The sequence below is a fragment of the Bradyrhizobium semiaridum genome, assembly GCF_020329505.1.
GTDB classification, from domain to species: domain Bacteria; phylum Pseudomonadota; class Alphaproteobacteria; order Rhizobiales; family Xanthobacteraceae; genus Bradyrhizobium; species Bradyrhizobium semiaridum.
Genome location: NZ_JAGKJJ010000004.1, coordinates 153387 through 179732, shown reverse-complemented (window position 1 = coordinate 179732; position 26346 = coordinate 153387). Strand labels below are relative to the sequence as shown.

The 26346-nt window shown below is 65.0% G+C and carries 26 protein-coding genes and 1 pseudogene; 11 read left to right on the top strand and 16 right to left on the bottom strand.

Translation table 11 applies throughout. The features are described 5' to 3' along the window. Positions 1-622: 622 nt before the first annotated feature. Positions 623-976 carry a hypothetical protein gene (locus tag J6500_RS07015; RefSeq protein ID WP_225711956.1) on the bottom strand — a complete coding sequence of 118 codons (354 nt, stop codon included), beginning with the start codon at positions 974-976 and terminating at the stop codon, positions 623-625. Positions 977-1147: 171 nt separating this feature from the next. Next, positions 1148-1288 carry a hypothetical protein gene (locus J6500_RS07010; RefSeq protein ID WP_225711955.1) on the bottom strand — a complete coding sequence of 47 codons (141 nt, stop codon included), beginning with the start codon at positions 1286-1288 and terminating at the stop codon, positions 1148-1150. A gap of 97 nt (positions 1289-1385) precedes the next feature. On the opposite strand from J6500_RS07010, the gene J6500_RS07005 reads away from it, so the two are divergent. The 3 genes from J6500_RS07005 (at position 1386) to J6500_RS06995 (ending at position 4350) form a co-directional block, all read left to right on the top strand. Then, positions 1386-2423 (top strand): PrsW family glutamic-type intramembrane protease, encoded by a 1038-nt coding sequence (locus J6500_RS07005; RefSeq protein WP_225711954.1) that lies wholly within the window; start codon positions 1386-1388, stop codon positions 2421-2423. Between the two features lie 35 nt (positions 2424-2458). After that, positions 2459-3031: an HdeD family acid-resistance protein gene (locus tag J6500_RS07000; RefSeq protein ID WP_225711953.1), complete on the top strand. Its 573-nt coding sequence runs from the start codon at positions 2459-2461 to the stop codon at positions 3029-3031. 233 nt (positions 3032-3264) lie between these two features. After that, entirely contained in the window at positions 3265-4350 is a 1086-nt protein-coding gene (locus J6500_RS06995; protein ID WP_225711952.1) for a 3-deoxy-7-phosphoheptulonate synthase, read from the top strand. 65 nt (positions 4351-4415) lie between these two features. Here the strand turns inward: J6500_RS06995 and J6500_RS06990 are convergent, their stop codons facing one another. The 3 genes from J6500_RS06990 to epmA all read right to left on the bottom strand — a co-directional run bounded on the left by J6500_RS06990 (position 4416) and on the right by epmA (position 7054). Continuing rightward, positions 4416-4676 (bottom strand): hypothetical protein, encoded by a 261-nt coding sequence (locus tag J6500_RS06990; RefSeq protein WP_225711951.1) that lies wholly within the window; start codon positions 4674-4676, stop codon positions 4416-4418. Between the two features lie 237 nt (positions 4677-4913). Next, positions 4914-6005: a lysine-2,3-aminomutase-like protein gene (locus J6500_RS06985; RefSeq protein ID WP_225711950.1), complete on the bottom strand. Its 1092-nt coding sequence runs from the start codon at positions 6003-6005 to the stop codon at positions 4914-4916. Next, positions 6002-7054 (bottom strand): EF-P lysine aminoacylase EpmA, encoded by a 1053-nt coding sequence (epmA, locus tag J6500_RS06980; RefSeq protein ID WP_225711949.1) that lies wholly within the window; start codon positions 7052-7054, stop codon positions 6002-6004. Before epmA ends, J6500_RS06985 begins: the two co-directional genes overlap by 4 nt. Positions 7055-7438: 384 nt before the next feature. Here epmA and efp point away from each other — a divergent pair, with 384 nt between their 5' ends. Together efp and J6500_RS06970 are read left to right on the top strand one after the other, a co-directional pair. Continuing rightward, positions 7439-8005, top strand: a complete 567-nt coding sequence (gene efp / locus J6500_RS06975) for an elongation factor P (protein ID WP_225711948.1) — start codon at positions 7439-7441, stop codon at positions 8003-8005. Positions 8006-8088: 83 nt separating this feature from the next. After that, positions 8089-9665: pseudogene (locus J6500_RS06970) on the top strand (M23 family metallopeptidase). Between the two features lie 24 nt (positions 9666-9689). Here the strand turns inward: J6500_RS06970 and J6500_RS06965 are convergent. Continuing rightward, entirely contained in the window at positions 9690-10583 is an 894-nt protein-coding gene (locus tag J6500_RS06965) for a dihydrodipicolinate synthase family protein (RefSeq protein WP_225711947.1), read from the bottom strand. Between the two features lie 203 nt (positions 10584-10786). Between J6500_RS06965 and J6500_RS06960 the strand changes: the two genes are divergently transcribed. Continuing rightward, positions 10787-11344 carry a DUF805 domain-containing protein gene (locus J6500_RS06960; protein WP_225711946.1) on the top strand — a complete coding sequence of 186 codons (558 nt, stop codon included), beginning with the start codon at positions 10787-10789 and terminating at the stop codon, positions 11342-11344. 113 nt (positions 11345-11457) lie between these two features. Here J6500_RS06960 and J6500_RS06955 read toward each other — a convergent pair whose 3' ends face one another. Both J6500_RS06955 and J6500_RS06950 read right to left on the bottom strand, forming a co-directional pair. Beyond that, positions 11458-11955, bottom strand: a complete 498-nt coding sequence (locus J6500_RS06955; protein ID WP_225712058.1) for a cupin domain-containing protein — start codon at positions 11953-11955, stop codon at positions 11458-11460. A 60-nt stretch (positions 11956-12015) separates the two neighbouring features. Beyond that, positions 12016-12495 carry a carboxymuconolactone decarboxylase family protein gene (locus J6500_RS06950; RefSeq protein WP_225711945.1) on the bottom strand — a complete coding sequence of 160 codons (480 nt, stop codon included), beginning with the start codon at positions 12493-12495 and terminating at the stop codon, positions 12016-12018. A gap of 95 nt (positions 12496-12590) precedes the next feature. Here J6500_RS06950 and J6500_RS06945 point away from each other — a divergent pair, with 95 nt between their 5' ends. Together J6500_RS06945 and J6500_RS06940 are read left to right on the top strand one after the other, a co-directional pair. Further along, the gene (locus J6500_RS06945) at positions 12591-13169 is read left to right on the top strand and encodes a MarR family winged helix-turn-helix transcriptional regulator (RefSeq protein ID WP_225711944.1); all 579 of its coding nucleotides are present in this window, start codon (positions 12591-12593) and stop codon (positions 13167-13169) included. Between the two features lie 109 nt (positions 13170-13278). Next, the gene (locus tag J6500_RS06940; protein ID WP_225711943.1) at positions 13279-14514 is read left to right on the top strand and encodes a lytic murein transglycosylase; all 1236 of its coding nucleotides are present in this window, start codon (positions 13279-13281) and stop codon (positions 14512-14514) included. Positions 14515-14602: 88 nt separating this feature from the next. Here J6500_RS06940 and J6500_RS06935 read toward each other — a convergent pair whose 3' ends face one another. The 7 genes from J6500_RS06935 to J6500_RS06905 form a co-directional block, all read right to left on the bottom strand. After that, positions 14603-15421 (bottom strand): glucose 1-dehydrogenase, encoded by an 819-nt coding sequence (locus J6500_RS06935; protein WP_225711942.1) that lies wholly within the window; start codon positions 15419-15421, stop codon positions 14603-14605. 19 nt (positions 15422-15440) lie between these two features. Next, positions 15441-17282 (bottom strand): single-stranded-DNA-specific exonuclease RecJ, encoded by a 1842-nt coding sequence (recJ, locus tag J6500_RS06930; RefSeq protein WP_225711941.1) that lies wholly within the window; start codon positions 17280-17282, stop codon positions 15441-15443. A gap of 55 nt (positions 17283-17337) precedes the next feature. Continuing rightward, positions 17338-18057, bottom strand: coding sequence for a haloacid dehalogenase type II (locus J6500_RS06925; protein ID WP_225711940.1), 720 nt, complete (start codon positions 18055-18057; stop codon positions 17338-17340). 152 nt (positions 18058-18209) lie between these two features. After that, entirely contained in the window at positions 18210-19208 is a 999-nt protein-coding gene (gene glpX / locus J6500_RS06920) for a class II fructose-bisphosphatase (protein WP_225711939.1), read from the bottom strand. Positions 19209-19351: 143 nt separating this feature from the next. Then, positions 19352-20671, bottom strand: coding sequence for a homoserine dehydrogenase (locus J6500_RS06915; RefSeq protein ID WP_225711938.1), 1320 nt, complete (start codon positions 20669-20671; stop codon positions 19352-19354). A gap of 22 nt (positions 20672-20693) precedes the next feature. Next, positions 20694-21914, bottom strand: a complete 1221-nt coding sequence (locus J6500_RS06910) for an LL-diaminopimelate aminotransferase (RefSeq protein ID WP_225711937.1) — start codon at positions 21912-21914, stop codon at positions 20694-20696. A 214-nt stretch (positions 21915-22128) separates the two neighbouring features. Further along, positions 22129-22446: a hypothetical protein gene (locus J6500_RS06905; RefSeq protein ID WP_225711936.1), complete on the bottom strand. Its 318-nt coding sequence runs from the start codon at positions 22444-22446 to the stop codon at positions 22129-22131. A 289-nt stretch (positions 22447-22735) separates the two neighbouring features. Here J6500_RS06905 and J6500_RS06900 point away from each other — a divergent pair, with 289 nt between their 5' ends. The 3 genes from J6500_RS06900 to J6500_RS06890 all read left to right on the top strand — a co-directional run bounded on the left by J6500_RS06900 (position 22736) and on the right by J6500_RS06890 (position 26068). Beyond that, complete coding sequence (locus tag J6500_RS06900) at positions 22736-24544, top strand: PHA/PHB synthase family protein (RefSeq protein ID WP_225711935.1); 1809 nt, start codon at positions 22736-22738, stop codon at positions 24542-24544. 72 nt (positions 24545-24616) lie between these two features. After that, positions 24617-25015 carry an MAPEG family protein gene (locus J6500_RS06895; protein WP_225711934.1) on the top strand — a complete coding sequence of 133 codons (399 nt, stop codon included), beginning with the start codon at positions 24617-24619 and terminating at the stop codon, positions 25013-25015. A 378-nt stretch (positions 25016-25393) separates the two neighbouring features. Further along, positions 25394-26068, top strand: a complete 675-nt coding sequence (locus J6500_RS06890) for a class I SAM-dependent methyltransferase (protein WP_225711933.1) — start codon at positions 25394-25396, stop codon at positions 26066-26068. 14 nt (positions 26069-26082) lie between these two features. Here the strand turns inward: J6500_RS06890 and J6500_RS06885 are convergent, their stop codons facing one another. Further along, on the bottom strand, positions 26083-26334 hold the full coding sequence (locus tag J6500_RS06885; protein ID WP_225711932.1) for a class I SAM-dependent methyltransferase: 252 nt from the start codon (positions 26332-26334) through the stop codon (positions 26083-26085). Between the last annotated feature and the right edge of the window lie 12 nt (positions 26335-26346).

The window sequence follows — 26346 nt, the reverse complement described above, 5'->3', positions numbered from 1 at the left end:
GCTCGTCCATGTCAGGAAGCGACAGCAGGGCCAGCGCCCCAGCCACAAGTGCGAGCAAGATCAAGCCGGTACGCACCATCAAATCACCTGGCAAAATGCAAAAAAATGCTCAGCTAGCGCGCGCTCCTGCGCTTCCTCTTCGCCGGTGCGCCCGCCTCTCAAATCGGATGTCCCGCGCGGGGTGAGAACATTTCCGTGCACCTCCTGTCATGACCCAAATGGATCACCGGTCCAGGGCCATCCCTCCACGGCCGAATGACCGGATTCCGCCTGTCGATCGCCGCGCACGATCCCGTTACGCGGCCTCGCAACCGCGCGAGGCCCCGCCCGTGCGTGACTGCGCCCGTCAGCCGGTCGTTACCTGCAAGACAATCCAGCCTCGATCGAGGTCCAGAATCCACAATGCGGCGGCATGTGCGCGTGGGCGCGGGTGTCACCGAGGTGAATCAGGAACGCGAGAGTCAGCGCAACGATGATTGCGGGAACGATGGCTCTTTCGAACTTCATGGCGCTGCGCATCGAACGACATCGTGGCCTAACTATGGCCTCCGGACACCATCGCAGCTCGGGAATCGTACCGCGGAGCGTCCGCCGTTCCGTTCGCTGATCGTACCGGCGGCAATCACTGCCGACTTGCGAGGCTGGTTACCTCTTGCCGCTCGCTCGACTGCACCGTGGCAGGCTTGATGCACGTGCTGCAGATCACGAGCTTGCGCGCCAGCTCAGTATCTGCATCCGCCGTCGACGGAGCCTGATTGTCGATGGTCTCCGCGACAGCCGGTGATGCCTTGCGCGACTGCCGATGCGGCGGACCGAGGTTGGGATCCCGCCCCGCTCCGTCCCAAGCCATCGGTCCCTGTCCGGATGGCGCCGCTGTGGTCATGCCGTATTGCGCATATTGCGCACAGGCGCCGAGCGCGATCGGCAGAAGCAGCACGGCGGCCTTGCCGGCCCAGTTCCGGAGTGCAGACATCATCAAACTCTCACGCTATTCGTGCTGCGAGCTAAGAGCAGAACCGCTAAGAAATCGTTTGCCCTGTTCAAGACGGTCGCAGCGAACCAAGACGGTATTGAGGCGCCACAGCGCAAATCCGAAGTCCTGTCGCACACAAGGTGTGCGCTCATTTTGAATGTGTTCTTGCCGTCCTTACGCTCCGCGCTCGATCGCGCATGCGAAATCCGCCTCCTGCTTGTCCAAACGCACCTGGAAGATGTCGTTGATCGGCGCGCCGCCGGCGGCGCATTCATCCGTGTCGGTCTGCGGAGCCCCGCGGGCGGTTACAGCCAATCGTGAATTCCGAGCCGCGCGGCCGCGGCCTCGGGCCACCTTGCAAAGCGCTGGGTTTGCGGCCATTTTCCGGCCCTAGCGAGGACAAATTACCTTCATGCTGTTGCTCGAGTCGCTTCCGACTGTGATTGGCGCTGCCGCCATTGCGCCTGCCTTGCTGGTGCTGTGGCTGGTCATTGCCGCCGACGAGCGCCCCGGACCACCGACGCAGGTGTGGCTGGCCTTCGTGCTCGGCGCTGCCAGCATCTCGCTGCTCGGTCTCGCGCGCGCGCCGTTCAATGCGTTGCTCGCGATTCCCGACGATCCCTGGCTGACACAGGCCGTCCGCGCGGTGTTCGGCGTGGCGGCGCCGGAGGAGATCGTCAAGGTCCTCGTCATCGTCGCCATCTCGGCACGCCGCCGCGCCTTCGCCGACCCGATGGACACGGTGGTCTACGGCGCGGCTGCCGGGCTCGGCTTCGCCGCCTATGAGAACCTCGCCTATCTGGTCCAGCACAAGGACATGTGGCGCGCGCTCGCGGCGCTGCGCAGCGTGCTGACGGTGCCGTTCCACGGCGCGCTCGGCATCATCGCCGGGGCCTATCTTGCGATCGCGCGCTCCGGCGGCGCGCTGGGCGCACACCGGCATCACCGCGACTGGGCGAAGGTCTCAAGCTGGGCCATGGTGCTGTTTGCGCCGGTCGCGCTGCACGCGGCATTCGACTTTCCGCTGCTGTCGCTGCAACGGATTCCCGATCTCGGCTCGACCACGCGATTCCTGCTCGGCACGGCCAGCGTGGTGATCGGTTTCTCCTCGATCGGCTTTGCCATCCGCCTCGTCCGGCGCGTCGGCAGGCACCATGCGCCGCGCACCGATGTCGCGCGCGAGCGGCTGAGCCAGCTCAGGCGGATGTGGGCGCTGCTTCTGATCGGCGGCGGCGCGGGCTTTGCCGGCGTCTCCTTCCTGCTCACCTCGCTGCATCACTGGTACATCAACCCCGAGCGCAACGCTTCATTCATCCTGATCCCGATCGGCTTCACCTCGATCCTGATCGGGCTTGCGCTGTTGGTCGCGACCACCGCCGTCTACTTCTTCGGCCGCAACCGGATGCGCAACGCATCCGAGGGCTTTTCGTCGGCATCCGGACAGAGTTAGAATCCGTCCACGCCAGCAAAATCGGGAGCGCCGCGATGACCCTGCCCCACGACCTCGACAAGCTGCGATCGCAGACGAGTGCGGCCGTCAAAGCGCACTGGAAGGCGTTCCTGTTCGAGGGCGTCCTGCTCGTGATCCTCGGCATCGCCGCGATGCTGGTGCCGGCATTCGCAAGTCTCGCCGTCACCATCTTCCTCGGCTGGATGTTCCTGATCTCGGGCATCGGCGGGCTGATCGTGACCTGGTGGGCGCGCAGCATGCCTGGCTTCTGGTGGTCGCTGATCTCGGCTGCGCTCGCCGTGTTGGCCGGGCTCGTGCTGCTGGCCCAGCCGATGCAGGGTGTGCTGACGCTGACCATCGTTATCGGCGCCTATTTCGTCGCCGAGGGCGTTGCCACCATCATGTACGCGCTCGAGCACCGCCGCGAATTGTCCGGGCGCTGGTCATGGCTCCTGATCGCCGGCCTGATGGACATCCTGATCGCCTTCTTCATCATCGCAGGCCTGCCGGGCTCGGCGGAATGGGCGATCGGCCTTCTGGTCGGCCTCAATCTGATGTTCGGCGGCGCCACCCTGATCGGGATGGCGTTGGCGGCGCGCAACACCTGACGCCGAACCGCACCCAGCTGCCGATTATGGGGTGACAGGGGCAATTCGCTGGGCTATAGAGCCCGCCATGATCACCGTCGCCACCAGCTATTTTTGGTACTTTAGCTACGACAGCTTGCTGGCGGCAGGAGGATCGCGCTCAATCTGAGAATTGCAGCAGACCACCAAAACAAGCCGCCAGACCTGGCGGCTTTTTTGTTGCCGGCAGGTCCCAATCCTAAAAGGAGCCAGCCGTGTTGAGTACGACAGACGACCTTCGCATCAAGGAACTGAAAGAGCTGAGTACGCCCGACGAGGTGATGCGGGAAATCCCGCGTACCCTGACGGCAACCCGCGTCGTGATGGGCGCCCGCAACGCCATCCACGCCATCCTCCATGGCACCGATGACCGCCTGCTGGTCGTCGTCGGCCCCTGCTCCATCCACGATCCCGCGGCGGCCGTCGATTACGCCGAGCGCCTTGCCGGCCTGCGTGAACAGCTCGCCGACCGCCTCGAGATCGTGATGCGGGTCTATTTCGAGAAGCCGCGCACCACCGTCGGCTGGAAGGGGCTGATCAACGATCCCGACCTCGACGGCAGCTTCGACATCAACAAGGGCTTGCGGCTTGCCCGCAGCGTGCTGTCGGCGGTGAACAATCTCGGCCTGCCGGCGGGCACCGAATTCCTCGACATGACGACGCCGCAATACATCGCGGACCTCGTCTCATGGGCGGCGATCGGCGCGCGCACCACCGAGAGCCAGATCCATCGCGAGCTGGCGTCGGGATTGTCCTGCCCGGTCGGCTTCAAGAACGGCACCGACGGCAATGTGCGGATCGCAGCCGACGCCGTGAAGTCGGCCTCCCATCCGCACCATTTCATGGCGGTGACGAAGGGCGGCCGCTCGGCGATTGCCGCAACCTGCGGCAATGAGGATTGCCACGTCATCCTGCGCGGCGGCCGCGCGCCGAACTACGACGCGGCAAGCGTCGATGCCGCGGCGGCCGAACTCGGCCGTGCCGGAGTCGCAGCAAAGCTGATGATCGACACCAGCCATGCCAACAGCAGCAAGAAGCCCGAGAACCAGCCGGCCGTTGCCGCAGACATCGCCGGCCAGGTCGCAGGCGGTGAGCAGCGCATCGTCGGTGTGATGATCGAGAGCCATCTGGTGGCGGGCCGCCAGGACGTCGTGCCAGGAAAGCCGCTGACTTACGGCCAGAGCATTACCGATGGCTGTATCGGCTGGGACACGACGGTCGAGGTGCTGCACCGGCTGGCCGACGCCGTCGACGCCAGACGGAATGCGCAGCAAAGCAGCCTGAAGGAGCTCTCGGCCTGACGCTGCAAACGGATCGAGCGCAAGTGGCGGGGCGACGTCGCGCTCCGCCAGGCTTGCGGCGCGGTTCAGCAGCCGCGGCAGATGCTCTTGATCTTCTTGTCGAGCGCGGCGTCTTCCTTGTTCATCGCGCTGTTCGGATCGCTCAGATTCTTTTCGCTGGGCACGTCGCTGCGGCGCGGCTGGCGGTGGCCGATCGGCGCCTCCACCAGCGGCCGGTCCTTCTGGATCGAGGACGATCCGCCCTGTTGCGCCCAGGCTTGTTGCGTCAGGGCCTGCGGCGCACCGACCGCCACCATCAAAGCCATCGCCAAAACCGCTTTCCGCATCTCGCGTCTCCTCAACCCTATCGCGCCCGCTCCGGGACATCGATGCTAGCACAATTGCGTCGCCCCTGCGCCGCGCAATCCTGCACCTTCCGTATATCGGCCATTGTCGAAAGTAACCAGATTCCCGCGGCAACGAGCACTGCAAAGAAGCCGAGCATCACAGCATTTTCGACGCTGCGGTTGCCCTCGTCCTCGGGCGGCTCCTGCCGTCCTTCGTCCGTCCTGCCCATCGCCGGCTCAGGGTTGCGGCGGGTAGCGGTGCACGTCGCCGCAATAATCCACGATACGATAACCTCGTTCCGCGGAACCGTCACGTTCGCGGGAAGCGGGCTGCGACAAATAGCTCGGGCCGATCGGCGCCTTGCCGTGGCCGCCGGGGATGTCGAGCACATAGTCCGGCTGGCACAGGCCGGAGACGCGGCCGCGCAGGGCGCGCATCAGCTCCTGCCCGGCTTCGATCGTCGTGCGCAGATGCGCGGTGCCCGGCGCAAGGTCGCCATGGTGGAGGTAGTACGGTTTGATCCGGCACTCGACGAAGGCGCGCATCAGCGCCGCGAGGGTTTTGGCATCGTCATTGACGCCGCGCAGCAGCACGGACTGGCTGACCAGCGGGATGCCGGCGTCGCTGAGCCGCGCGCAAGCCGCGCGAGCGCCGCCGCTCAGTTCGCGCGGATGGTTGGCGTGGACCGCGATCCAGGTCGTCGCCCCCTCTACCCGCAACGCCGCGACCAGATCAGGACTGATGCGGTCAGGATCGGCGACCGGCACGCGGGTGTGGATGCGGATGATCTTCACATGCTCGATCGCGGCGAGATCCGCCATGATCTCGGCCAGCCGGCGCGGCGACAGCATCAGGGGATCACCGCCGGTCAGGATGACCTCCCAGATCTCCTGATGCCCGCGGATGTAGTCCAGCGCGGCACGATAGGCGTCATCTGACAGCGCCGAGGCCTTGCCAGGCCCGACCATTTCCCGGCGGAAACAGAACCGGCAATAGACCGCGCAGACATGCACGAGCTTGAACAGCACCCTATCCGGATAGCGATGGACGATCCCGGCGACCGGCGAATGCGCATCGTCGCCGATCGGATCGGCGCTCTCGCCCGCCTGCTCTACGAGCTCCGCAGCGGTCGGGATGAACTGCCGCGCGATCGGATCGTTTGGATCGTCCGGATCGATCAGCGCGGCAACCGCCGGCGTCACCGCGACCGCATAGCGCGCGGCGACCTGTTCGAGCTCGGCGAGCGCGTCCACCGGCACGAGGCCTGCGTCGACCAGTTCGCGCGGCTGCCGCAACGTCGCTGCCAGCTTGGGATCGATCCTGCTCATGTCTCTCCTGCGGGCGGTGTCCAGACCACCTGATCTATTCGCGGGGCGCCGCTCGCCAGCATCACCAGCCGGTCGAAGCCAAGCGCGACGCCGCTTGCCTCGGGCATCTGGCCGACCGCGGCCAGGAAATCGTCGTCAAGCGGGTAGCGCTCGCCGTAGCGGCGGGCCTTCTCGTCCATCGCCGCAGTGAAGCGGCGGCGCTGCTCGGCGGCGTCGGTCAACTCGCCAAAACCGTTGGCGAGCTCGACGCCGCAGGCATAGATCTCGAAACGTTCGGCGACCCGCGGATCGCCCGCTTTGGTGCGCGCCAGCGCTGCTTCCGGCGATGGATATTCGAACAGCACCGTCAGCCGTCCGTGTCCCAGGTTGGGCTCGACATGCTCGATCAGCACCTTGCTGAAGATATCGGACCAGGTGTCGTCGTCCGCAATCCTCACCCGGCCCTTTGCTGCCGCCGCCAGCGCCGCCCGATCGCCCTCACCGCCTGCGATCGTTGCCAACAGATCGACATTGGCGAAGCGCTCGAAGGCCGCCGCGACAGTCAGCAGTTCCGGCTCGGCAAACGGGTCGGCGGTCTTGCCGCGAAACGAAAACCGCCCGATCCCGGTCGAATGCGCGGCATGGGCGATCACGACGACCGTGTCGGCCATGATGGCGTCATAGCCGGCATTGGCGCGGTACCATTCCAGCATGGTGAATTCGGGTAGATGCAGATCGCCGCGCTCGCGATCGCGGAACACCCGCGCGAATTCGTAGATCTTCGATTCGCCGGCCGCGAGCAGCTTCTTGCAGGCGAATTCCGGCGAGGTGCGCAGATAGCGCGCCGCCGTCGTACCGTCCGCGCGCAGAAGCTCGGTGCGTGGTGCGTGCAGATGCGTCTCGTTGCCCGGAGAGATCTGGAGGATCGCGGTCTCGACCTCGGCAAATCCTTGTTCTTCGAACCAGGCTCTCACGGCCTTGGTGATCTCGCGCCGCGCCAGCAGGAACGGACGGCGGTCCGCATAACGCGCCGGCGACCACCACGACGATGGCTGGTCAGGCCAGGTCATCGCCGCATGGCCTCCGGCTGCGCCGAATCGGCATCAACGAGCCCAAGCGGCTGTTGAAGAGACGGCCGTAAGCCATTGATATCGAGCTGATTGACGACGGACATGTCCTCTGTCTCGCAAGCATCCAAGCAAAAGTCGCCCCTTCATGTCGAAAGACGCCGGGATTGTCTATCTGGGCAAACCTGCCAAACGGGCAATCGAGCTCGCCGAACCGCCCGATTCCGGGAGAAAAATGGCCGAAATGGCGCCTCCCATCCGCCGAAACCAACCGCAAAAGGCTGGCTTATCAGGTGCAAATGAGTATGTTGCAGCCCGAAATCGTCGCCGTGGCCGAGGGCTGGCGACCGGTTTGCGCCCCCGGCTCCCAAATTCAGGAAAACACCTTTGAAAGTCATCGCCAGTTCCATCCGCAAGGGCAACGTCATCGAGCAGGACGGCCGTCTTTATGTGGTCCTCTCCGCCGAGAACATTCACCCTGGCAAGGGCACCCCGGTCAGCCAGATCGAAATGCGCCGCATCGGCGACGGAGTGAAGGTCTCGGAGCGCTACAAGACCACCGACCAGGTCGAGAAGGCCACCGTCGAGGACCACAACTTCAATTACCTCTATGAGGACGGCGACGGTTTCCACTTCATGAACGCCGAGAACTACGACCAGGTCCAGGTCTCCAAGGAGATCGTCGGCACGTCGGCGCCCTATCTGCAGGAGAACATGACCGTGAAGCTCTCGCTGCACGAGGGCAACCCGGTTGCGATCCAGCTGCCGCAGCGCGTGACGCTGGAAGTGATCGAGACCGAGCCCGTGACCAAGGGGCAGACCGCCTCCTCGTCCTACAAGCCCGCCGTGCTCTCCAACGGCATCCGCACCGGCGTGCCGCCGCACATCACCACCGGCACCCGCATCGTGGTCATGACCGAGGACGGCTCCTACGTTGAGCGCGCCAAGGATTAAGCCTAAGGCGCGATGCGATTTGGAATGAACTTCCGGATCATGCTTTAGTCTCTGCGGCGCGACACAAGAGCCCGGGGGACATCGTGAACAGGAAGGTTGTCAGCCTGGTCGGTTGCTGGCTGGCAGCCTTTTTCCTTGCCCTTCCCGAGGCCTCCGCCGACGAATTCAGAACGCCGTCGATCTCGGCGATGCGGGTCGAGTGGCGCGGCGCGCTCGACCAGTTGCGCCAGGAGATCAACGCCAGGCCGTCGGTTGCCTCGCGCTTCAGCTTCGCAAGCCAGCGCCGCTTCCCCGCCTCCGATCCGCGTTCGATGCCTGCCCTGGTTCAGTTGAACGCGATCACATCGCCGATCTTCCCCGGCATCGCCCGCAGCCCGATCCCCGTCCTGCTGCCATTCGATACCGCAAGCAATCTCGAGGCGCGGCAAGACGGCGCGCCCGAGAGCCTGTCCGTCGCACGCTACCAGGCCGATTTTCGCGCAGCCGATCTGTTCCATGCCGGCGCATCCGGCTATGACGCGGTGTTCTCGCTCGCGCCGGGTGCCGGTGACGGCATGCCGCAGCGGATATTCACAAAGCCGGTCGAGGTGCAGATCTCGGGCTCGATCCTCGTCTACGATCTTGCCGACCGGCTCGGCGGCAAGGGCGAACCGGTCAAGGCGCTCGCCGGCCAATTCCCGGATATGCGCCGGTTCATCCGCGAGGGCTGGGTCCGCTACGCCTTCACCCGCTTCGGCATCCCCTACGTCGTCTCGATCCAGTGCCTCGACAGCGTGCCGCGCCCGAAGCGGCTGGCCTGCCGCGAGGCCTACCCGGTCGCCGAGCGCTTCCTGAAGGCCTTGCGCATCGCCGGCGGGCAGCCGTCACGGCCGCGTAGCGACATCGCCTCCGAGGTCGCGGATCGGCCAGTGGCCCAGTCCCCCGACTTTACCTATCGGCCGAGCGGCGACATCGTTGCGGGTAGCGGCGGCCGCAAGCAGGGCGGCCATGCCGACATCACGGTCTATTCGCAGATCCGCTTTCCGCTCGAGAAGGCGCCAGTCTTCGCGCATTCGCAATCCTTTCCGCCCCGCAAGGCCGCGGCCAACGAATATCCGTGGCAGGACAATTTCTGCGAGGCGCGCAGTTTCGAGGTCGGCAATGCGACAGCGGCCTGGGCCATCAGGGCCAGGACATCAAGCCAGGCGCGTGTCCGGCGGACAGCAAGACCGGCTGCGATCCCAAGCAGCAGTCGGTCGTCGCCGCGCGCGACGGCATCGTGATCCGCGCGGCGCAGCAGCAGGCCGCGACGCTGCAGGTCAACACCCGCGCCGAGCACGTCCGGTTCCGCTACATGCATATGAACCCGACGGTGATGGATACCGACGGCCTGCTCAACGGTCGCCGCGTTGCTGAAGGCGAGAAGATCGGCGTGGTCTCGAACTATCTCGACCATCCCAACGGCACGTCGCGGCATCTGCATTTCGACGTGCAGGTGTTCACGCGCGACGGCTGGCTGTGGGTCAATCCCTACACTACGCTGGTGTCGGCCTATGAACGGCTGATACGTGGCCGCGGCCGCGAGATCGGGCCCGAACCGCCAACAGCCCCCGTCGTGGCTCATGCCCTGCCCGACGACGTCGCGCGTCACATCGACACGCAAGAAGGTGGCGGCAATTGACCGATGGCGCCCGGCGGCGCGCCATCAATCGATCGGCATTCCGGCCATGACCTCGCGGACCCGCTGCAAGGCCTCGGCAGGCAGCGGCATGATCGGGCGTGGCGGCTCCGCCGCGCAGATCCCCCTGAGATTGGCGATGGCGTAGACGACACGAATGCTCGAGAACGTCTTGAACAGATCCCAGATCGGCCGCAGGCGGGCGTCGAGCCGTCGCGCCTCCGCAGCATTGCCGCTCGCCGCGGCACGAACGATCTCGAGGCAAATCCCCGGGAAAATTCCCGCGAGAACGCTGTACCAGGTGTCGCAACCAGCCAGTAGCGCCTCGGTGCAATTCCAGTCAGCGCTGTAGCCCAGCGAGAAACCATCGGGTGTGGCAGCCCGCAACTCCGCGAGATGACCCGGTACGGCAGCAGCATCCAGCGCGGGACTCTTCACCGCCACGATGCCATCGAGACGGCTCAAACGACCGACCAGAGCCGGCGTGAACCGAAAATGGGTCGTCCCGGGATTGTCATAGATGCAGATCGGCAACCGGCTTTCGCGCGCGACCGTCCGGAAATGATTGAACACCTCGTCGTCCGTGAGCGGCGTGTAGGAGACGGCCGCCAACAGCCCCGCCGCAGCGCCGGCATCGCGTGCGTCCTGCGCCAGTCTGACGGTCTCGTCGGTGCGGAGCGCACCGATGCCCACCAGAACAGGCGTCGTTCCTTCCGCCAGCCGAACCGCCGCTTGCACCGCACGCCGCCGCTCGTCGCGCGTGAAATACGGATATGAGCCGGTGCTGCCGAGCAGCCCGATCGAATCCACCTTCGCGGCAATCAACGGTTCCAGCAGCGCCCTGAGACCGCCAACGTCGATCCGGCCATCGCGGTCCGACGGCGTGATGGGAAACGCGGACAATCCTTTCAGGTTGTTCATCGGCTTGTTCCTCTGCAGCGGCGCGCGTCGGTAGACGTGTAAAAAAAGACATAGCGCGGACAATCGGGATCGAGGTGATCCAGTTTCGATCAATCTCGCTATACCACCCGGCCTGTTTTGCCTACTCCGATGGAAGCCACGCGGCCGGCGGTGCCGCCGCCGGTTCCATTCGCGATCGCATGCGCGTCATGTCACGGAGACAAATGCCCGCAGCGTTGATCATGATGGGGACGGTCGCGAGTCAACGCGTGGCCGTCACACCGCGGGCGACGAACCGCTTCCAACAACGGCCTTCCCAGGCATCGCTGATGCCCGTTCAGGCAGGATCGCGACCAAGCGTGCTCTCCACCTTCGTCTGGTTTTTTCTCCTGGTGAATGGCCGCATCGGCCGGCAGGAATTCAGCCTGGGCTTTTTTGGCCTCATGCTGGCCGACATGCTGGTCATCCGGATCGGGAGCAAGCTCGATTCAGAGCCGCGCTACTACACCAACAGCCCACCCGACGACGACATCTCGATCCTGCGCATGTTGCTGATTGCTTCATTGTGGCCGTTCGCCGCCATCATCGTGAAGCGGCTGCACGACCTCAATGTCTCCGGCTGGTGGGCACTGGCCATTCTGGGTGTGCCGCACCTCGCCGCCGCACTCCATGTCAAATACTGGATTCCCTACCTTGCGATCGTTGCAACGCTGAGCGTGCTGCCGGGATCGAAGGGAGACAACCGGTTCGGCCGTGATCCGCTCGCGCGCGCGGGGATCTAAAGCATGATCCGGAAAAGTGCGAAGCGGTTTTCCGAAAAGATCATGCTCACACAAAGAGCTAAAGCGCGACATCGCGCTATAGCGCGCGCGGCGCCCTGCCCGATCGATTGCAGCTATTCCAGCATCGTCGTCAGCTGCGCACCCTCGTCGGCGACGAACACCGCGATCAGCTCGGCCGGCTCCGTTGTGCTCGCATTCGCCGAGACCATGTGGGTCGAGCCCGGCGGCTCGAAGAACGACTGGCCGACCTTGAAAGTCTCGACCGGCCCGCCGCCGAGCTGGGAGCGGATTTCGCCCTTGGTGATGTAGGCGGTCACCGACCCGGAATGACGATGTGGCGGCGTGAATCCGCCGGGACCGTAGGACACGCGGACCACCGTGACCCGCTTGCCCGCCACGTTCGGCAGCGCGTGCGAGGCGATGACCTCGACCTTGTCGAGCGGCGAGGCTGCATTCGCGCTGGCGCAGAGCGGCGCGATCACCGCCGAGATCGTATCCATCGGGATCGGCAGCGCCTTGCCGATCACGAACGCGCAGGCCAGGCCCGCGACAACGGCCAGTGAAACCGGCCGCGGCGGTCGGCTGAGTGGAAGACACAGTGGCGCGGTCATCGTGGTCATTGTTTCCTCTCTCTGTTCAGCTGCCGTTCAGTCCGTCTTGCGTGGACAGCCTTACGAGGCCGCGGCATCGGCTGCTTGTTTGCGCGCCGGCGGTGTCCAGCGATAGGCCGCGCCGAACCTGTTCCAGACATTGATCGAGGCGATCGCCGAGGTGAGATAGGTCAGCTCCGGCTCGGAGAATTCCGTGGTGACCTCGGCGTAGATCTCGTCGTTGACGCCGTTCGGCAGTGTCGTCAGCGCCTCGGTCCAGGCCAGCGCCGCGCGCTCGCGCGACGAGAATTGCGGCGCCTCGCGCCACACCACGACGAGGTTCAGCTTGTCGGCGGGTACGCCGAGGCTCTCGCCTTGCAGGATGTGATACTGCACGCAAAAGGCACAGCCGTTGATCTGCGAAGCACGCAGCTTGACGAGCTCGAGCAGCTGCTTGCCGAGGCCGGCCTTCGCGGCGAACTGGCCGAGCGAACGCACCGCTGCGAACACGTCGGGCGCAAGCCTCTCGAAATCGGTGTATTCCTTGCGGGCATGTGACATCTGCTTGGCCTTATGTTATCAGTATACTGATACATTATCAGAGCTCTGATATTCCGGGCAAGGCGCCGGCATCGAAGAAGGCAGCATCGGGCGACATGGCGGGAATGCAGAAAAGAACGAAATCCGGACCCGCCGTGGTGCGTCCGGTCGGCAAAACCACCGCTGCAGCGGGCGTCGCGGGTCGCGCGCCGGTGGCTGGGGGTGCTACGCCGGCCCTACCGGTCCCTCCGCCGCCGGGCCAGGGCAAGCGCGGCGAGCAGGGTTACCTCGCCTATTTGCTCCGGCAGGCGCATGCGGCTTCGCGGCTGTCGATGGAGCGCGCGCTGGCTCAGCTCGGCGTGACGACGCCGCAATTCGTGGTGCTTACCATGCTGAAAGCCTATCCGGGCCTGTCGGGCGCCGACCTCGCCCGCGTTGCGCTGCAGACGCCGCAGACCGTCAGTGTGATCATCAAGAACCTCGAGCGCGACGGCGCCATCCGCAAGACGCCGCATCCTGTGCACGGCCGGGTCCTGCAGTGGACGCTGACCAGCCATGGAACCACACTGCTGGAGAAGTGCCGGCAGATCGCCCAGGCGCAGGAGCGGCGGCTCGCCGCCGGCCTCGACGAGAAGGCGGAACGCGTGGTCCGCCAATGGCTGTCAAAAATCGCCATAGATTTGCAGGATAGCTAGTGCATTATCCGGAACAGCGAGGACCTGTTTCGGCCGGATCACGCTCATATCGCGCTGCCGCGGCGTCATGGCTTTTGGCCGATTCCGGCCGCGCCGCTAGACTGCGCACATGAAACAACTTGATTCTCCGACGTCCCCTGCCCGCCGCGCCCTCCTGAAGGCCGGGCTTGCGGCTGGAGCCATGCTCGTCGCTCCGGCCGGCGCATTAGCCGCGGCGCCTGCGGGCTTCGAGCAATGGCGTGACAGCTTCCGCGCCAAGGCGGCCGCCAAGGGCATTACGGACGCGACCTGGAACCGGTGCATGGGACGGGTCGAGCCCGACATGAGCGTGTTCCGGCAGATGCGCAACCAGCCGGAATTCCACGAGCAGATCTGGCAATACATCAACCGGCGCGTCTCCGACTGGCGCATCATTCACGGCCGCGAGGCGCTGCGCAAAAACGAGGCGCTGTTCGGCCGGATCGAGCGCGACTTCGGCGTCGAGCGCGGCACGCTGCTGGCGCTGTGGGGCGTGGAATCCGCTTATGGCGATCCGCTGGTGCAGCAGAACCACATGACGCCGGTATTCCCCTCGCTTGCCGCGCTCGCCTGGAACGAGCCGCGCCGCAAGGCCTATTGGGAAACCGAGCTGATCAACGCGATGAAGATCGTGCAGCGCGGCTGGAGCACGCCCGAGGAAATGAACGGCTCCTGGGCCGGCGCGATGGGCCATTCGCAATGGATGCCGGAAGTCTGGCTCAATGTCGGCTTCGACTATGACGGCGACGGCAAGGTCTCGCCATTCGGCCGCCCCGACGATGCGCTGGGCTCGACCGCAAAATACCTGATCAACCGCGGCAAGTGGCACCGCGGCGAGCACTGGGGCTATGAGGTCCGTGCTCCCAGCGGAGGCGCCAGCGGCAGCCGCAGCTACGCGGCCTGGGCCAGCGCCGGCGTCGTCAGAGCCGACGGCCAGCCGTTCCCGCAGCCGAACGCCTCCGCGCAACTCTGGATTCCCGTGGCGGGCGGCCCCGCCTTCCTGCTCGGACCGAATTTCTATTCGGTGAAGAGCTACAACCCGTCGATGAACTACGCGCTGGCGATCTGTCATCTCGGCGACCGCTGCCTCGGCGGCCCGCCCTTCATCCAGCCGTTCCCCGGCTCCGAGCGCGCGCTCACGCTCGCCGAGGTGCAGGAGATGCAGACGCGGCTCACCAAAGCTGGCTTCGACACCGGCGGCACCGACGGCCGCGTCGGCAACGACACCATGAAGGCGATCAAGGATTTTCAGATCAAGGCTGGCTTGCAGCCCGCCGACGGCTACGGCGGACTGAAGGTGCTGGCACGGCTTAGGCAAGGCGGCTAGCCGCTACCATGATCCTTGTAGCCCGGGTGAGCGCCAGCGATACCCGGGTTGCTCTCCCCGCATATCGCTTCGCTCATGCGGGCTACGGTTAGCGACTGGCGGGCTGCCGCACCACGCCGCCGGCATTCATGCCGCCGTCGATCACAAGCTCCGTGCCGGTCACGTAACGCGACGCATCGGATGCGAGATACAGCACGCCCTGCGCGATCTCGAGCGCCTGGCCGGCGCGGCCAAGCGGCGTGGCGAACCTTGCGCGCTCCTCGGGATCGATCGGTGCGTTCTGGCCGGCGCCGGTGGCGCTGGTCGGAATCTTCCCCCAGATCGGCGTGTCGATGATGCCGGGATGCACCGAGTTGACGCGGATGCCATCGCCGATCTGCGCGCACTCCATCGCGATCGCCTTGGCAAACAGCCGCACGCCGCCCTTGGTCGCACAATAACCGGCGAGGTTCGCCGCGCCGCGCAGGCCAGCCAGCGAGGACATCATGATGATCGAGCCGCCGCCATGCGTGCGCATCAGCGGCAGCGAATGCTTCACCGACAGGAACACGCCGTCGAGATTGATTGCCGTCTGGCGGCGCCAATCCGCCAGCGTCATGTCGACGATCGAGGGCGCGCCGATGCCGATGCCGGCGTTGGACACCATGATGTCGAGCCGTCCATAGCGCTTGCCGACCTCGGCCGTGACCTCGATCCAGCGCTCCTCGCTGGTGACATCCTGCGGCAGGAAGATCACCTCGCGTCCGGCCTTCTTGAGGCGCGCAGCAATCTCCGGTCCATTCAACTCGTCGATATCGGTCGCAAAAACGGTCGCGCCCTCCTGCGCCAGCAATTCCACGATCGCCGCGCCGATTCCTGACGCGCCCCCGGTCACCAGCGCGACCTTGCCTTCAACCTGTCCTGCCATGTCCACTCCCGCTCGTTTCTTATCGGATCACCGTCGGGCCCTGATCCGGCACCGCAACGTCGAGGACACGGAATTGCACACGTTCGGTGCCTTGCCAACGGTCGACTGCGAGAGATCCCGCCACGTGCAATTGTTGGCCGCGATTTTGCGTCAAGGCGCTGCCGAGCTTCTGTCCCACCGCGCGGAATGCGATACCATTGACGATCGAGCCGTCGCCCGACTTGAAGCGCAGCCTTAGGTGAGCTTGGCCGACTTCGTCGGCATAGACCAATTGATGCGCCGGCAGCGCGATCACCGGCTCCGGATTGGCGGCGCCGAACGGACCCGCGCGGTTGAGCGTCGCGGCGAATTCCGGTGTCACCGCGCGCGCGGTCACCGCGCCATCGATGAACAGCTCGTTCTCGTGGCGCGAGTTGGCGACGTCGGCGGCGAGCGCGTTCTCCATGTAGGCGCGGAATTCGGCGAGCTTCTCTTTGCGCAGTGTGACGCCGGCCGCCATCGCGTGGCCACCGCCCTTCATCAAGAGACCGTCATGCACCGCCTGCCGCACCGCCTTGCCGAGATCGACGCCGCCGATCGAGCGCCCCGATCCGGTACCGATGCCGCCGGGCTCCAGCGCAATGGCAAACGCAGGCCGCGCGAACTTCTCCTTCAGCCGCGCCGCGACCAGTCCGACCACACCGGGATGCCAGCCCTCGGCGGCGGTGACGATCACCGCGCCCCTGTCCTCGAGCCCGAGCGCGGCCAACGCTTCGGCTTCGGCCTGCGCTTCGGCGGCCTGCTCGATCACGCGCCGCTCGGCATTAAGGCGGTCAAGCTCGGCCGCGATCCGTGCCGCCTCCGAGACATCTCCCTCGAGCAGCAGACGTACGCCGAGATCGGCGCGGCCGATGCGGCCGCCGGCATTGATGCGCGGCCCCAGCATGAAGCCGAGATGCCAGGCCTCCGGCGGCCCGTTCAGCCGCGCCACATCCATCAGCGCGGTGTGGCCGACATGGTCGCGGCGGCGCATCGCGATCAGCCCCTTGGCGACGAAGGCGCGGTTGAGCCCGATCAGCGGCGCGACGTCGGCAACCGTGCCGAGCGCGACGTGATGCAGCATGCCGAGCAGATCCGGCTCCGGCATCTCGGCGGTCCAGAAACCGCGCTGGCGCAGCTCGCGGTTCACGGCGACCAGCGTCACCAGCACGAGGCCGACGGCGGCGAGATGGCCGAGGCCGGAGAGATCGTCCGGCCGGTTCGGATTCACCAGCGCATCGACCTCGGGCAGCTCATCGCCGGTCTGATGGTGATCGATCACGACCACCGACATGCCGAGCTTCTTCGCCTCCGCCAGCGGCTCGATGCTGGTGGTGCCGCAGTCGACGGTGATGAGGAGCGTCGCACCCTTCCCCGCGAGCGCGCGGACGGCGTCGGTGTTGGGACCGTAGCCCTCGAATATGCGGTCGGGAATGTGGATCAGCGGATCCAGCCCGCAATGGCGCAGATGCCAGGCGAGGAGCGCCGCCGAGGTCGCGCCGTCGACATCGTAATCGCCGAAGATCGCGACCTTCTCGCCGCGCGCCGCGGCGTTCGCGATCCGCTTGGCGGCGGCCTCCATCCCGGTGACCGTATGAGGATCCGGCATCAGCTTGCGGATCGTCGGATCGAGATAGTCCGCGACCCCGTCGATCTCGACATCGCGCCCGGCCAGCACCCGCGCCAGCATCTCCGGCAGATTGTGACGCTGCACGATGGCCAGCGCCTTCGCCGCCCCGCGCGCATCGAGCCGGTCCCGCCAGAGTTTTCCGGTCAGCGACCGCGTCACGCCGAGGAACGCCGGCAGCGCTTCGACAGGTATTGCGGTTACGTGCAGCGTCATGATCCCTACCAAATCAGGCAGGAATCGTAACGATTCGGGGACTCCCGGGCCAGTCCTAGCAACCCATCCGGTCGGCTATTTCCCCGAAATCCTTGGCGACGATGTCCCACTGGCCGGTGGCCTCGAAATCGTATTTCTGCAGCGGACCGTATTCCTGCGGGCGCGCCACGAACGCGGTCTTCAAACCGTGCTTCTGCGCGTGCTTCAGATCGTAATTGTGCGCAGCGACCATCATCACCTGCTCCGGCGGCAGGCAGAGCAGCTTTGCCGCACCGAGATAGGTCTCCGGATCGGGCTTGTAATGCTCGAACAGCTCGGCCGACATCACGAGGTCCCAGGGCAGTCCGGCGAATTTCGCCATGTTGGTGAGCAGCGCGACGTTGCCGTTCGACAGCGGCGAGATGATGTACTTTGTCTTGAGCCGCGTCAGGCCGGCGACGCTGTCCGGCCACCCATGCAGGCGATGCCACCCCAGCGTCAGATGCTGCAAGTCAGCCTCGGTCAGGCCCTTGATGTCGAACTGTGCGACCAGCTTCTCCAGCGAGCGGCGGTGCAGCACGTCGAGGATGACGTAGCCGTTCTGCGGATTCTTGCGAACCTCGTCCATCGAAGCGGCGTAGACCGCACGCCAGCCATCGACCAGCGCGGTCCAGTCGGCCGTGATGCCGCGCGTCTCGCCCCATTTGGTGAAGTCGTTGATCAAGCTGGTGCGCCAGTCGACGACGGTGCCGAACACGTCGAACACCAGGGCCTTGACTCCCGCAAGATCGGACATAGTGCCTCCCGCTGTTATTGTTCTTGCTTGCATCACATCATTTCTCGTCATTCCCGGATGCGCCGCTTGGCGCAGGCCCGGAATCCATACTCCCGATGGTGGTTATGGATTCCGGGCTCGTCCTTCGGACGCTCCGGAATGACGGTGTATGCTCAGTCGAGGTGGAACTTCTCCAGCTGCCGATGCTCGGCCTTGATGTAGCGCACGGTGCCGGTGACCGAGCGCATCACCACCGTCTCGGTCTCGATCACGTCCTTCTTGAACTTCACGCCCGTCAGCAGCGAGCCGGTGGTGACGCCGGTGGCGGCGAACAGGCAGTCGCCCTTGGCCATGTCCTCGATGCCGTAGATCATGTTCGGATCGGTGACGCCCATCTTGTAGGCGCGCTCGCGCTTCTCCTCGCTGTCGAGGATCAGGCGGCACTGCATCTGGCCGCCGATGCAGCGCAGCGCGACCGCCGCCAGCACGCCCTCGGGCGCGCCGCCGGTGCCGATATACATGTCGACGCCGGTCTCATCCGGCTTGGCGCAGTGAATGACGCCGGCGACGTCGCCGTCGGTAATCAGCTGCACCGCTGCACCGGTCGAGCGCACGCTGTTGATGATGTCGGCGTGGCGCGGACGGTCGAGCACCAGCACGTTGATGGCGGTGGGATCGACGCCCTTGGCCTTGGCGAGGCGGCGGACGTTGTCGGCCGGCGGCGCATCGAGCTCGATCACGTCCTTGGCGAAGCCCGGGCCGATCGCGATCTTCTGCATGTAGACATCGGGTGCGTGCAGCAGCGTGCCGCCGTCGGCCATCGCCATGGTGGCGATCGAGCCCGGCATGTTCTTGGCGCACAGCGTGGTGCCTTCGAGCGGGTCCACTGCAATGTCGACCCTCGGGCCGGCATTGAGCCCGACCTTCTCGCCGATGAACAGCATCGGAGCCTCGTCGCGCTCACCCTCGCCGATCACGATGGTGCCTTCGATCGGCAGCTTGTTGAGCTCGCGCCGCATCGCATCCACCGCGGCCTTGTCGGCGGCCTTCTCCTGGCCGTGGCCGCGCAGCCGCGCGGCCGACACCGCCGCGCGCTCCGTCACCCGCACGATTTCGAGCGTCAGGATGCGCTCGAGCAGCATCTGCGGCGGAACGGAAATATGGGTCGACATCGGCGTACTCCTTGGGGCTCTAGGCGCGGGCAAAGCCGCCCGCATCAATCGTCTCGCACCCGGCCCGTCGAGGCCGCGCTAGAGATTCTTGTCTTGACGCGTTTTCGTCACGCGAACCGGTACCCACTTCGCTCGAAAACGCTCTAGTTCTTCTCGATCCGGATCACCTGCGGCCGGCCGCTGATGACCTTGTCGCGTTGCACTGCGGCCAGCGCGCGATGCACGGCATCCTCGCTGGTCGCATAGGTAATCAGAATGACCGGGACCGGTGAAGGTTTTTTGGCCGCACCGTTCACATCGACGCCATCCGGATGCCGCTGCACGATCGACTCCAGGGATATCTTCTGTTCCGCAAGGCGGGTGGCGATTGTTGCAGCAGTTCCTGCCAGATCGCGCGCCATCAGGCGGATATAATAGCCACCCTCATGGCGTTCCATCGGCGCTTTGGTGGTATCGCCTAATCGCTCGACCGGACGGCCGAAGGGCTTGGCGCGAATGCCGCGGGCCACGTCGGCGATGTCGGCGACCACGGCCGAGGCCGTCGCGCCGCCGCCCGCCCCCGGGCCCACCAGCGTAATCGGTGGAATGCCCTCGCCGTCGATCGTCACCGCATTGGTGACGCCCATCACCTGCGCGATCGAGGACGATTTCGGCACCATGGTCGGGTGCACGCGCTGCTCAATGCCCTTTGCCGTGCGCACGGCGACGCCGAGCAGCTTGACCCGGTAGCCGAGCTCGGCGGCGGCCTTGAGGTCCTCCGGCGTGATCGAAGAGATGCCTTCGACATAGACGGCGCTTTCGGCCACCTTGGTGCCGAAGGCGAGGCTTGCCAGGATCGCAAGCTTCTGCGCGGTGTCGTGACCGTCGACGTCGAATGACGGGTCGGCTTCGGCATAGCCGAGGCGCTGAGCGTCCTTGAGACAGTCTTCGAACGACAGCCCCTCCTGCTCCATCCGCGTCAGGATGTAATTGCAGGTGCCGTTGAGGATGCCGTAGACGCGGTTGACGCTGGTGCCGGCCAAGCCCTCGCGCAGCGTCTTGATCACCGGGATCGCGGCGCCGACGGCGGCCTCGAAATTCAATGCGCCGCCATGTTTCTCGGCGGCGGCGCCCAGCCGCAGGCCGTGCTTGGCGATCAGCGCCTTGTTGGCGGTGACCACCGACTTGCCCGACTTCAGCGCGGCCTCGATCGCCGACAGCGCGGGATCGCCGGCGCCGCCCATCAGCTCGACGAAGCAGTCGATGTCGGGATGCTCGGCCAGCGCCTGCGGGCTTTTCGCCCATTCGACGCCGCGAAGGTCGATGCCGCGCTTCTTGGCTTTCGAACGCGCCGTGACGGCGACGACGCGCACACCGCGGCCCGTGCGCTCGGTGAGCAGGCGACCCTGCTCCTCGATGAGGCGGATGACGTCGGCACCGACGGTGCCGAGCCCCGCTATGCCCACTCTGAGGGGTGCGACCATGAGACTTGAGAACCTGGAAGGATTAGCGTCGGTTGGCGAGAGGCACCACGTTGTGCAACGTTTCGATGCCGCTTTCAAGGAAGCGGCGCACGCCGCGCGCGGCCTGACGGATGCGCTGCTCGTTCTCCACCATTGCGATGCGGACATAGCCTTCGCCATGCTCGCCGAAGGCGACGCCGGGCGACACCACGACGCCGGATTTCTCCACCATCAAGGTGGCGAACTGCATGCTGCCGACCGCCTCGAACGCCTTGGGCAGCGGCGCCCAGGCGAACATCGAGGCTTGCGGCGGCGGAATGTCCCAGCCGGCTCGGCCAAACGACTCGACCAGCGCGTCGCGCCGCTTGCGATAGGTATCGCGCATCTCGCGGATGCAGTCGTCGGGCCCGTTCAGCGCGGCGGTCGCCGCCACCTGCACCGGCGTGAAGGCGCCATAATCGAGATAGGATTTCACCCGCGCCAGCGCGGCGATGATGCGCTCATTGCCGACCGCAAAGCCCATCCGCCAGCCGGCCATCGAGAACGTCTTCGACATCGAGGTGAACTCGACGGTGACATCGATCGCGCCCGGCACCTGCAGCACCGACGGCGGCGGATGGTTCTCGTCGAAATAGACCTCGGCATAGGCGAGATCCGACAGGATGAAGATGTCGTGCTTCTTCGCGAAGGCGACCAAATCCTTGTAGAAATCGAGGTCCGCGACATAGGCGGTCGGATTCGACGGGTAGCAGACGATGAGCGCGATCGGCTTCGGGATCGAATGGATGATGGCTCGTTCGACCGCCTCGAAGAACTGCGGCGTCGGCTCCGACGGCACAGAACGGATTACGCCGCCGGCCATCAGGAAGCCGAAGGCATGGATTGGATAGCTCGGGTTCGGGCACAGCACGACATCGCCCGGCGCGGTGATCGCCTGGGCGACGTTGGCAAAGCCCTCCTTCGAGCCGAGCGTGGCGACGACCTGGGTGTCCGGATTGAGCTTCACCCCGAAGCGGCGCGCGTAGTAGCCGGCCTGCGCCTTGCGCAGCCCGTTGATGCCGCGGGAGGCGGAGTAGCGGTCGGTCCGCGGCTTGCCGAGGGTCTCCTTGAGCTTCTCGATCACATGCGGCGGGGTCGGCAGGTCCGGGTTCCCCATACCCATGTCGATGATATCGGCCCCGGCGTTGCGCGCGGCCGCCTTGGCCTGGTTGACCTTCTCGAAGACATAAGGCGGCAGACGTCGAATGCGGTAAAAATCTTCCATGGGACCCTTGCTCCGACAACCGGCATGCCAGAATCGACGACCCTTGATCGGTTGCCGAAACCGAACTCGGCCCCATCCAGAAATCGCACCGAATCAATGACTTAGAGCGAGATCAGGCGCGCAAGCTGCGGGCGGCGGCCGGATATGCGGTTGAATTGAGGTTCTTTTAGCACGGACGCTCCGGAGCGCCAGCGCAGATCGGCCCTTTCAGACGCTACCTTCCGGGCGCGGCGTTCGCCGCGGCCACGTCGCTCGCAGCAGCGGCGTTCTGCGCGGCCGCCGTCGCCTGACGCTCCCGTGCCGCCTTGAGCTCGGCCTCGAGTTTGGCCTGATCGGACGGCTTCATGGTCTGCTCGCTACGGTCGGGCGGAAGGTCGTGCACCGGCAGGTATCCGCTCGCATCCCTTGTCCGCGCCGGGGAATCGGCCGGCAAGGCATAATCCGCAATCGTGCTCGAACAGCCGCCCAGCGCCGTGATTGACGCCAACAGTGCTGCGGCCGCAAGGCTCTTTATCATTCGATCGATCGGCATGTGCCGAAATGTCCCCAACAAGCTAGCGCGCAGGTCGCGTTGCCGACACGGGTCGCACTGGTACGAGCCTTGCAGCACCCAAGCTGCGTCAATTCCCGCTCTGACCGTTCAAACCATTGTCGCCCGAAACGATTAAAGCGTGAACAACAAATGCGACCCCTGAGGCCTCAATATGTCAGAACAAAGATTTTTTATCGCAGTGCAACAGAAGGAAACGTTGGAATTTGACTGATTATCGTTGCCGCACCGCGCGATGACTGCCCCGCAACGACACGATAATGTTCGCCAAATGAGCAACGTCAGTACTGAAGCCCAAGCCGCCCCCAAATTCAACGCCGAAGCCTTCGCGGTGAATATCGCGCGCGCGATGGAGAGCAGTGGCCAGGCACTGGCCGCCTACCTCAAGCCGCGCCAGACCGGCGAGGTCCAGGACAAGCCCCCGAACGAGCTCGGCGAGGTCATCAAGACATTCAGCGTGATCGCCGAATACTGGCTGTCCGACAAGGAGCGTGCCTCCGAGCTGCAGATGCGGCTCGGCAAGGATTACCTCAATTTGTGGGGCGCGGCAGTGCGCCGCATGGCCGGCGAAGCCGATGCCAAGCCGGCGATCGAGCCGCCGCCGCGCGACAAGCGCTTCCAGGATCCGGAGTGGAAGTCGAACCAGTTCTTCGACTTCATCCTCCAGCTTTATCTGCTCACCTCGAAATGGGCGCAGCAGCTGGTCCGTGACGCCGAGGGCATCGACCCGCACACCCGCAAGAAAGCCGAGTTCTACGTGCAGCAGATCGCCAATGCGCTGGCGCCGTCGAATTTCGTGCTGACCAATCCGGAGGTGTTGCGCGCGACCGTCGAGAGCAACGGCGACAACCTCGTGCGCGGCATGAAGATGCTGGCGGAGGATATCGAGGCCGGCCGCGGCACGCTGCGCATCCGCCAGTCCGATCCGACCAACCTCGAGGTCGGCGTCAACATGGCAACGACGCCAGGCAAGGTGATCTACCAGAACGACCTGATGCAGTTGATCCAGTATTCACCGACGACCGAGAACGTGCTGCGCACGCCGCTGCTGATCGTGCCGCCCTGGATCAACAAGTTCTACATCCTCGACCTGCGCCCTGAGAAATCCTACGTCAAATGGTGCGTCGACCAGGGTATCACCGTGTTCGTGATCTCCTGGGTCAACCCGGACAAGGAGCTCGGCAAGAAGACCTGGGCGGACTACATGACCGAAGGCCCGCTCACGGCGATGGACGTGATCGAGAAGATCACCGGCGAGATGAAGGTGCACGCCGCCGGCTATTGCGTCGGCGGCACCCTGCTCGCCTCGACGCTGGCCTATCTCGCCGAGAAGCGCCGCCAGCGCGTGACCTCGGCGACGTTCTTTGCCGCGCAGGTCGACTTCACCCACGCCGGTGACCTTTTGGTCTTCGTCGACGAGGATCAGGTCTCGGCGCTGGAACGCGACATGCAGGCCTCGGGCGTGCTCGAGGGCAGCAAGATGGCGATGGCCTTCAACATGCTGCGCTCGAACGACCTGATCTGGTCCTATGTCGTGAACAATTATCTGAAGGGCCAGTCGCCCGCCGCGTTCGACCTGTTGCACTGGAATTCCGACGCCACGCGGATGCCGGCGTCGAACCACTCCTACTATCTGCGCAACTGCTATCTGGAGAACCGGCTGTCGACCGGCACGATGGTGCTCGACAACACGCTGCTCGATCTCTCGAAGGTCAAGGTCCCGATCTATAATCTCGCCACCCGCGAGGACCACATCGCGCCGGCGGAATCGGTGCTGTACGGCTCGCAGTTCTTTGGCGGCCCGGTGAAGTATGTGCTGTCCGGTTCCGGCCATATCGCCGGCGTGGTCAATCCACCAGCGTCGAACAAGTACCAGTACTGGACCAACGACAACATCAAGGACGTCAAGCTGGCCGACTGGCTCAAGGGTGCGGAGGAGCACAAGGGCTCGTGGTGGCCCGACTGGCGCGCCTGGCTGGAAAGCCACGATCCGGAGACGGTGCCGGCGCGCGCGGTCGGCTCAGACGAGATGCCGCCGCTCGAGGACGCTCCCGGCAGCTATGTCCGCGTCCGCGCGTAGCGAAAGGTCCTCCGCTCAGCTATAAACAGGCGGTCCCGGCGGTCGGGAATCGAATCACTTGAGGGGGATACGATGACGCGCGAACTGTTCTGGCTGTCACTGACGGTGATCCTGACCGGGCTGTTGTGGATCCCCTACATCGTCAACCGCTGCCAGGTCCGCGGCCTCTCCGGCGCCATGGCCAACCCCTCGCGCAACGACAAGCCACATGCCGAATGGGCCAACCGCCTGATGTTCGCCCACGACAATGCGGTCGAGAACCTCGTGATCTTCGCGCCGCTGGTGCTGATCCTCAACGCCGCCGACTATTCGACCAAATGGACCGTGCTGGCCTGCGCCGTCTATTTCTGGGCCCGCGTCGCACATCTGATCGTCTACACGCTCGGCCTGCCGGTATTCCGCACGCTGGCCTTCACCGTCGGCTTCCTCGCCCAGGCGGTGCTGGCGCTCGCGATCTTCAAGATCCTCTGATCGGCAATTTCGCCGGTTGATCCGCTTCGCGCGGCGACATCCAGCGTCGTCGCTAAAGGCGCGCGGTCGCCGAACCTCGCGAGCGGGATCGGCCTCGCTGATACACATGGTTACCCGCCCTTCCGCGTTAGGGTTACTGCAACACAACTGAAGCGTGTCTCAGCATTTTGATCTAGTGTTTGCGCCAGTACGAAGACCAAGGCGCATTCGTCGACTCGCCAGTCATGCTGGAAGGCCGGTGCTACTCCCTGACGTACCCAAGAGCACCGTTTACGTTGCGGTCCGACAAAGGACAGCGTGACTACCAAGAGCCGACGTGCGCGCCCCAAGGCACGCCGATCACGTAACGTCGTCGCTCATTTTTGGAAGAGATCGCTCATGGACCAGCTTGTAACCAATCCGGCAACCGATCTGATCGAGTCGCTCGCGTCGAAAGTATCCGGTCGCAACCGGCGCAGGAAATATCAGGAGTTCATCGATCTGCTGCAGCCGAGCAGCACAGACACCATCATCGACATCGGCGTCACCGACACCGATTACTGGTCGACCGACAATTATCTGGCCAAGCACTATCCCTATCCGGAACAAATCACGGCCTTGACTCCCGAGAAGATGGAGCATTTCAGCCGGAACCATCCGCAGATCAAGGTGATCAACGGCGACGGCTGCGATCTCCAATTCCCTGACGGCAGCTTCGATATCGGCTATTCCAACGCCGTGATCGAACATGTCGGCAGCCGAGACCGGCAAATTCAATTCGTTCGCGAGATGCGGCGCGTCTCAAAGCGCGGCTATCTGACGACGCCGAACCGCCTGTTCCCGATCGAGGTGCATACGCGCCTGCCGCTGCTGCATCTCATGTTGCCCAAGCAGCAGTTCGATCGCTGCTGCGAATTCATCGGCAAGGGGTGGGCGGCAGGCGATTACATGAACCTGTTGTCGCGCAACGAGCTGGAATCGGTGCTGCGGACGGCCGGCGTCACCAATTATCGGATCAGATCGATGCGCCTGTTCGGTCTTCCCCTCACCTACACTGCGACCTGGGTGAATTGAGCGCGGCCGGGCGGCTATCCCGCGGGATGATTGATGCGGCGCGCGGCGACCTCGGCCATCTCCGGCGAACCGTCGGCGCCGCGCAGCACGAAGCCCTCGGCGAGCATCACGGCGGCATGGTTGCCGGCCCCGCAGCCGAGTTCGAGGATCGTGCCGCCTGGCGGCAACAGCTTGAGAAAGCCGGTCAGCCGGGTGGACGGAGCTTTCGCCCACCCGGCATAGGCGCCGGCATTGCGCCGGTAGAATTGCAGCGTGGCGTCGTCCACGATGCGCCCTGA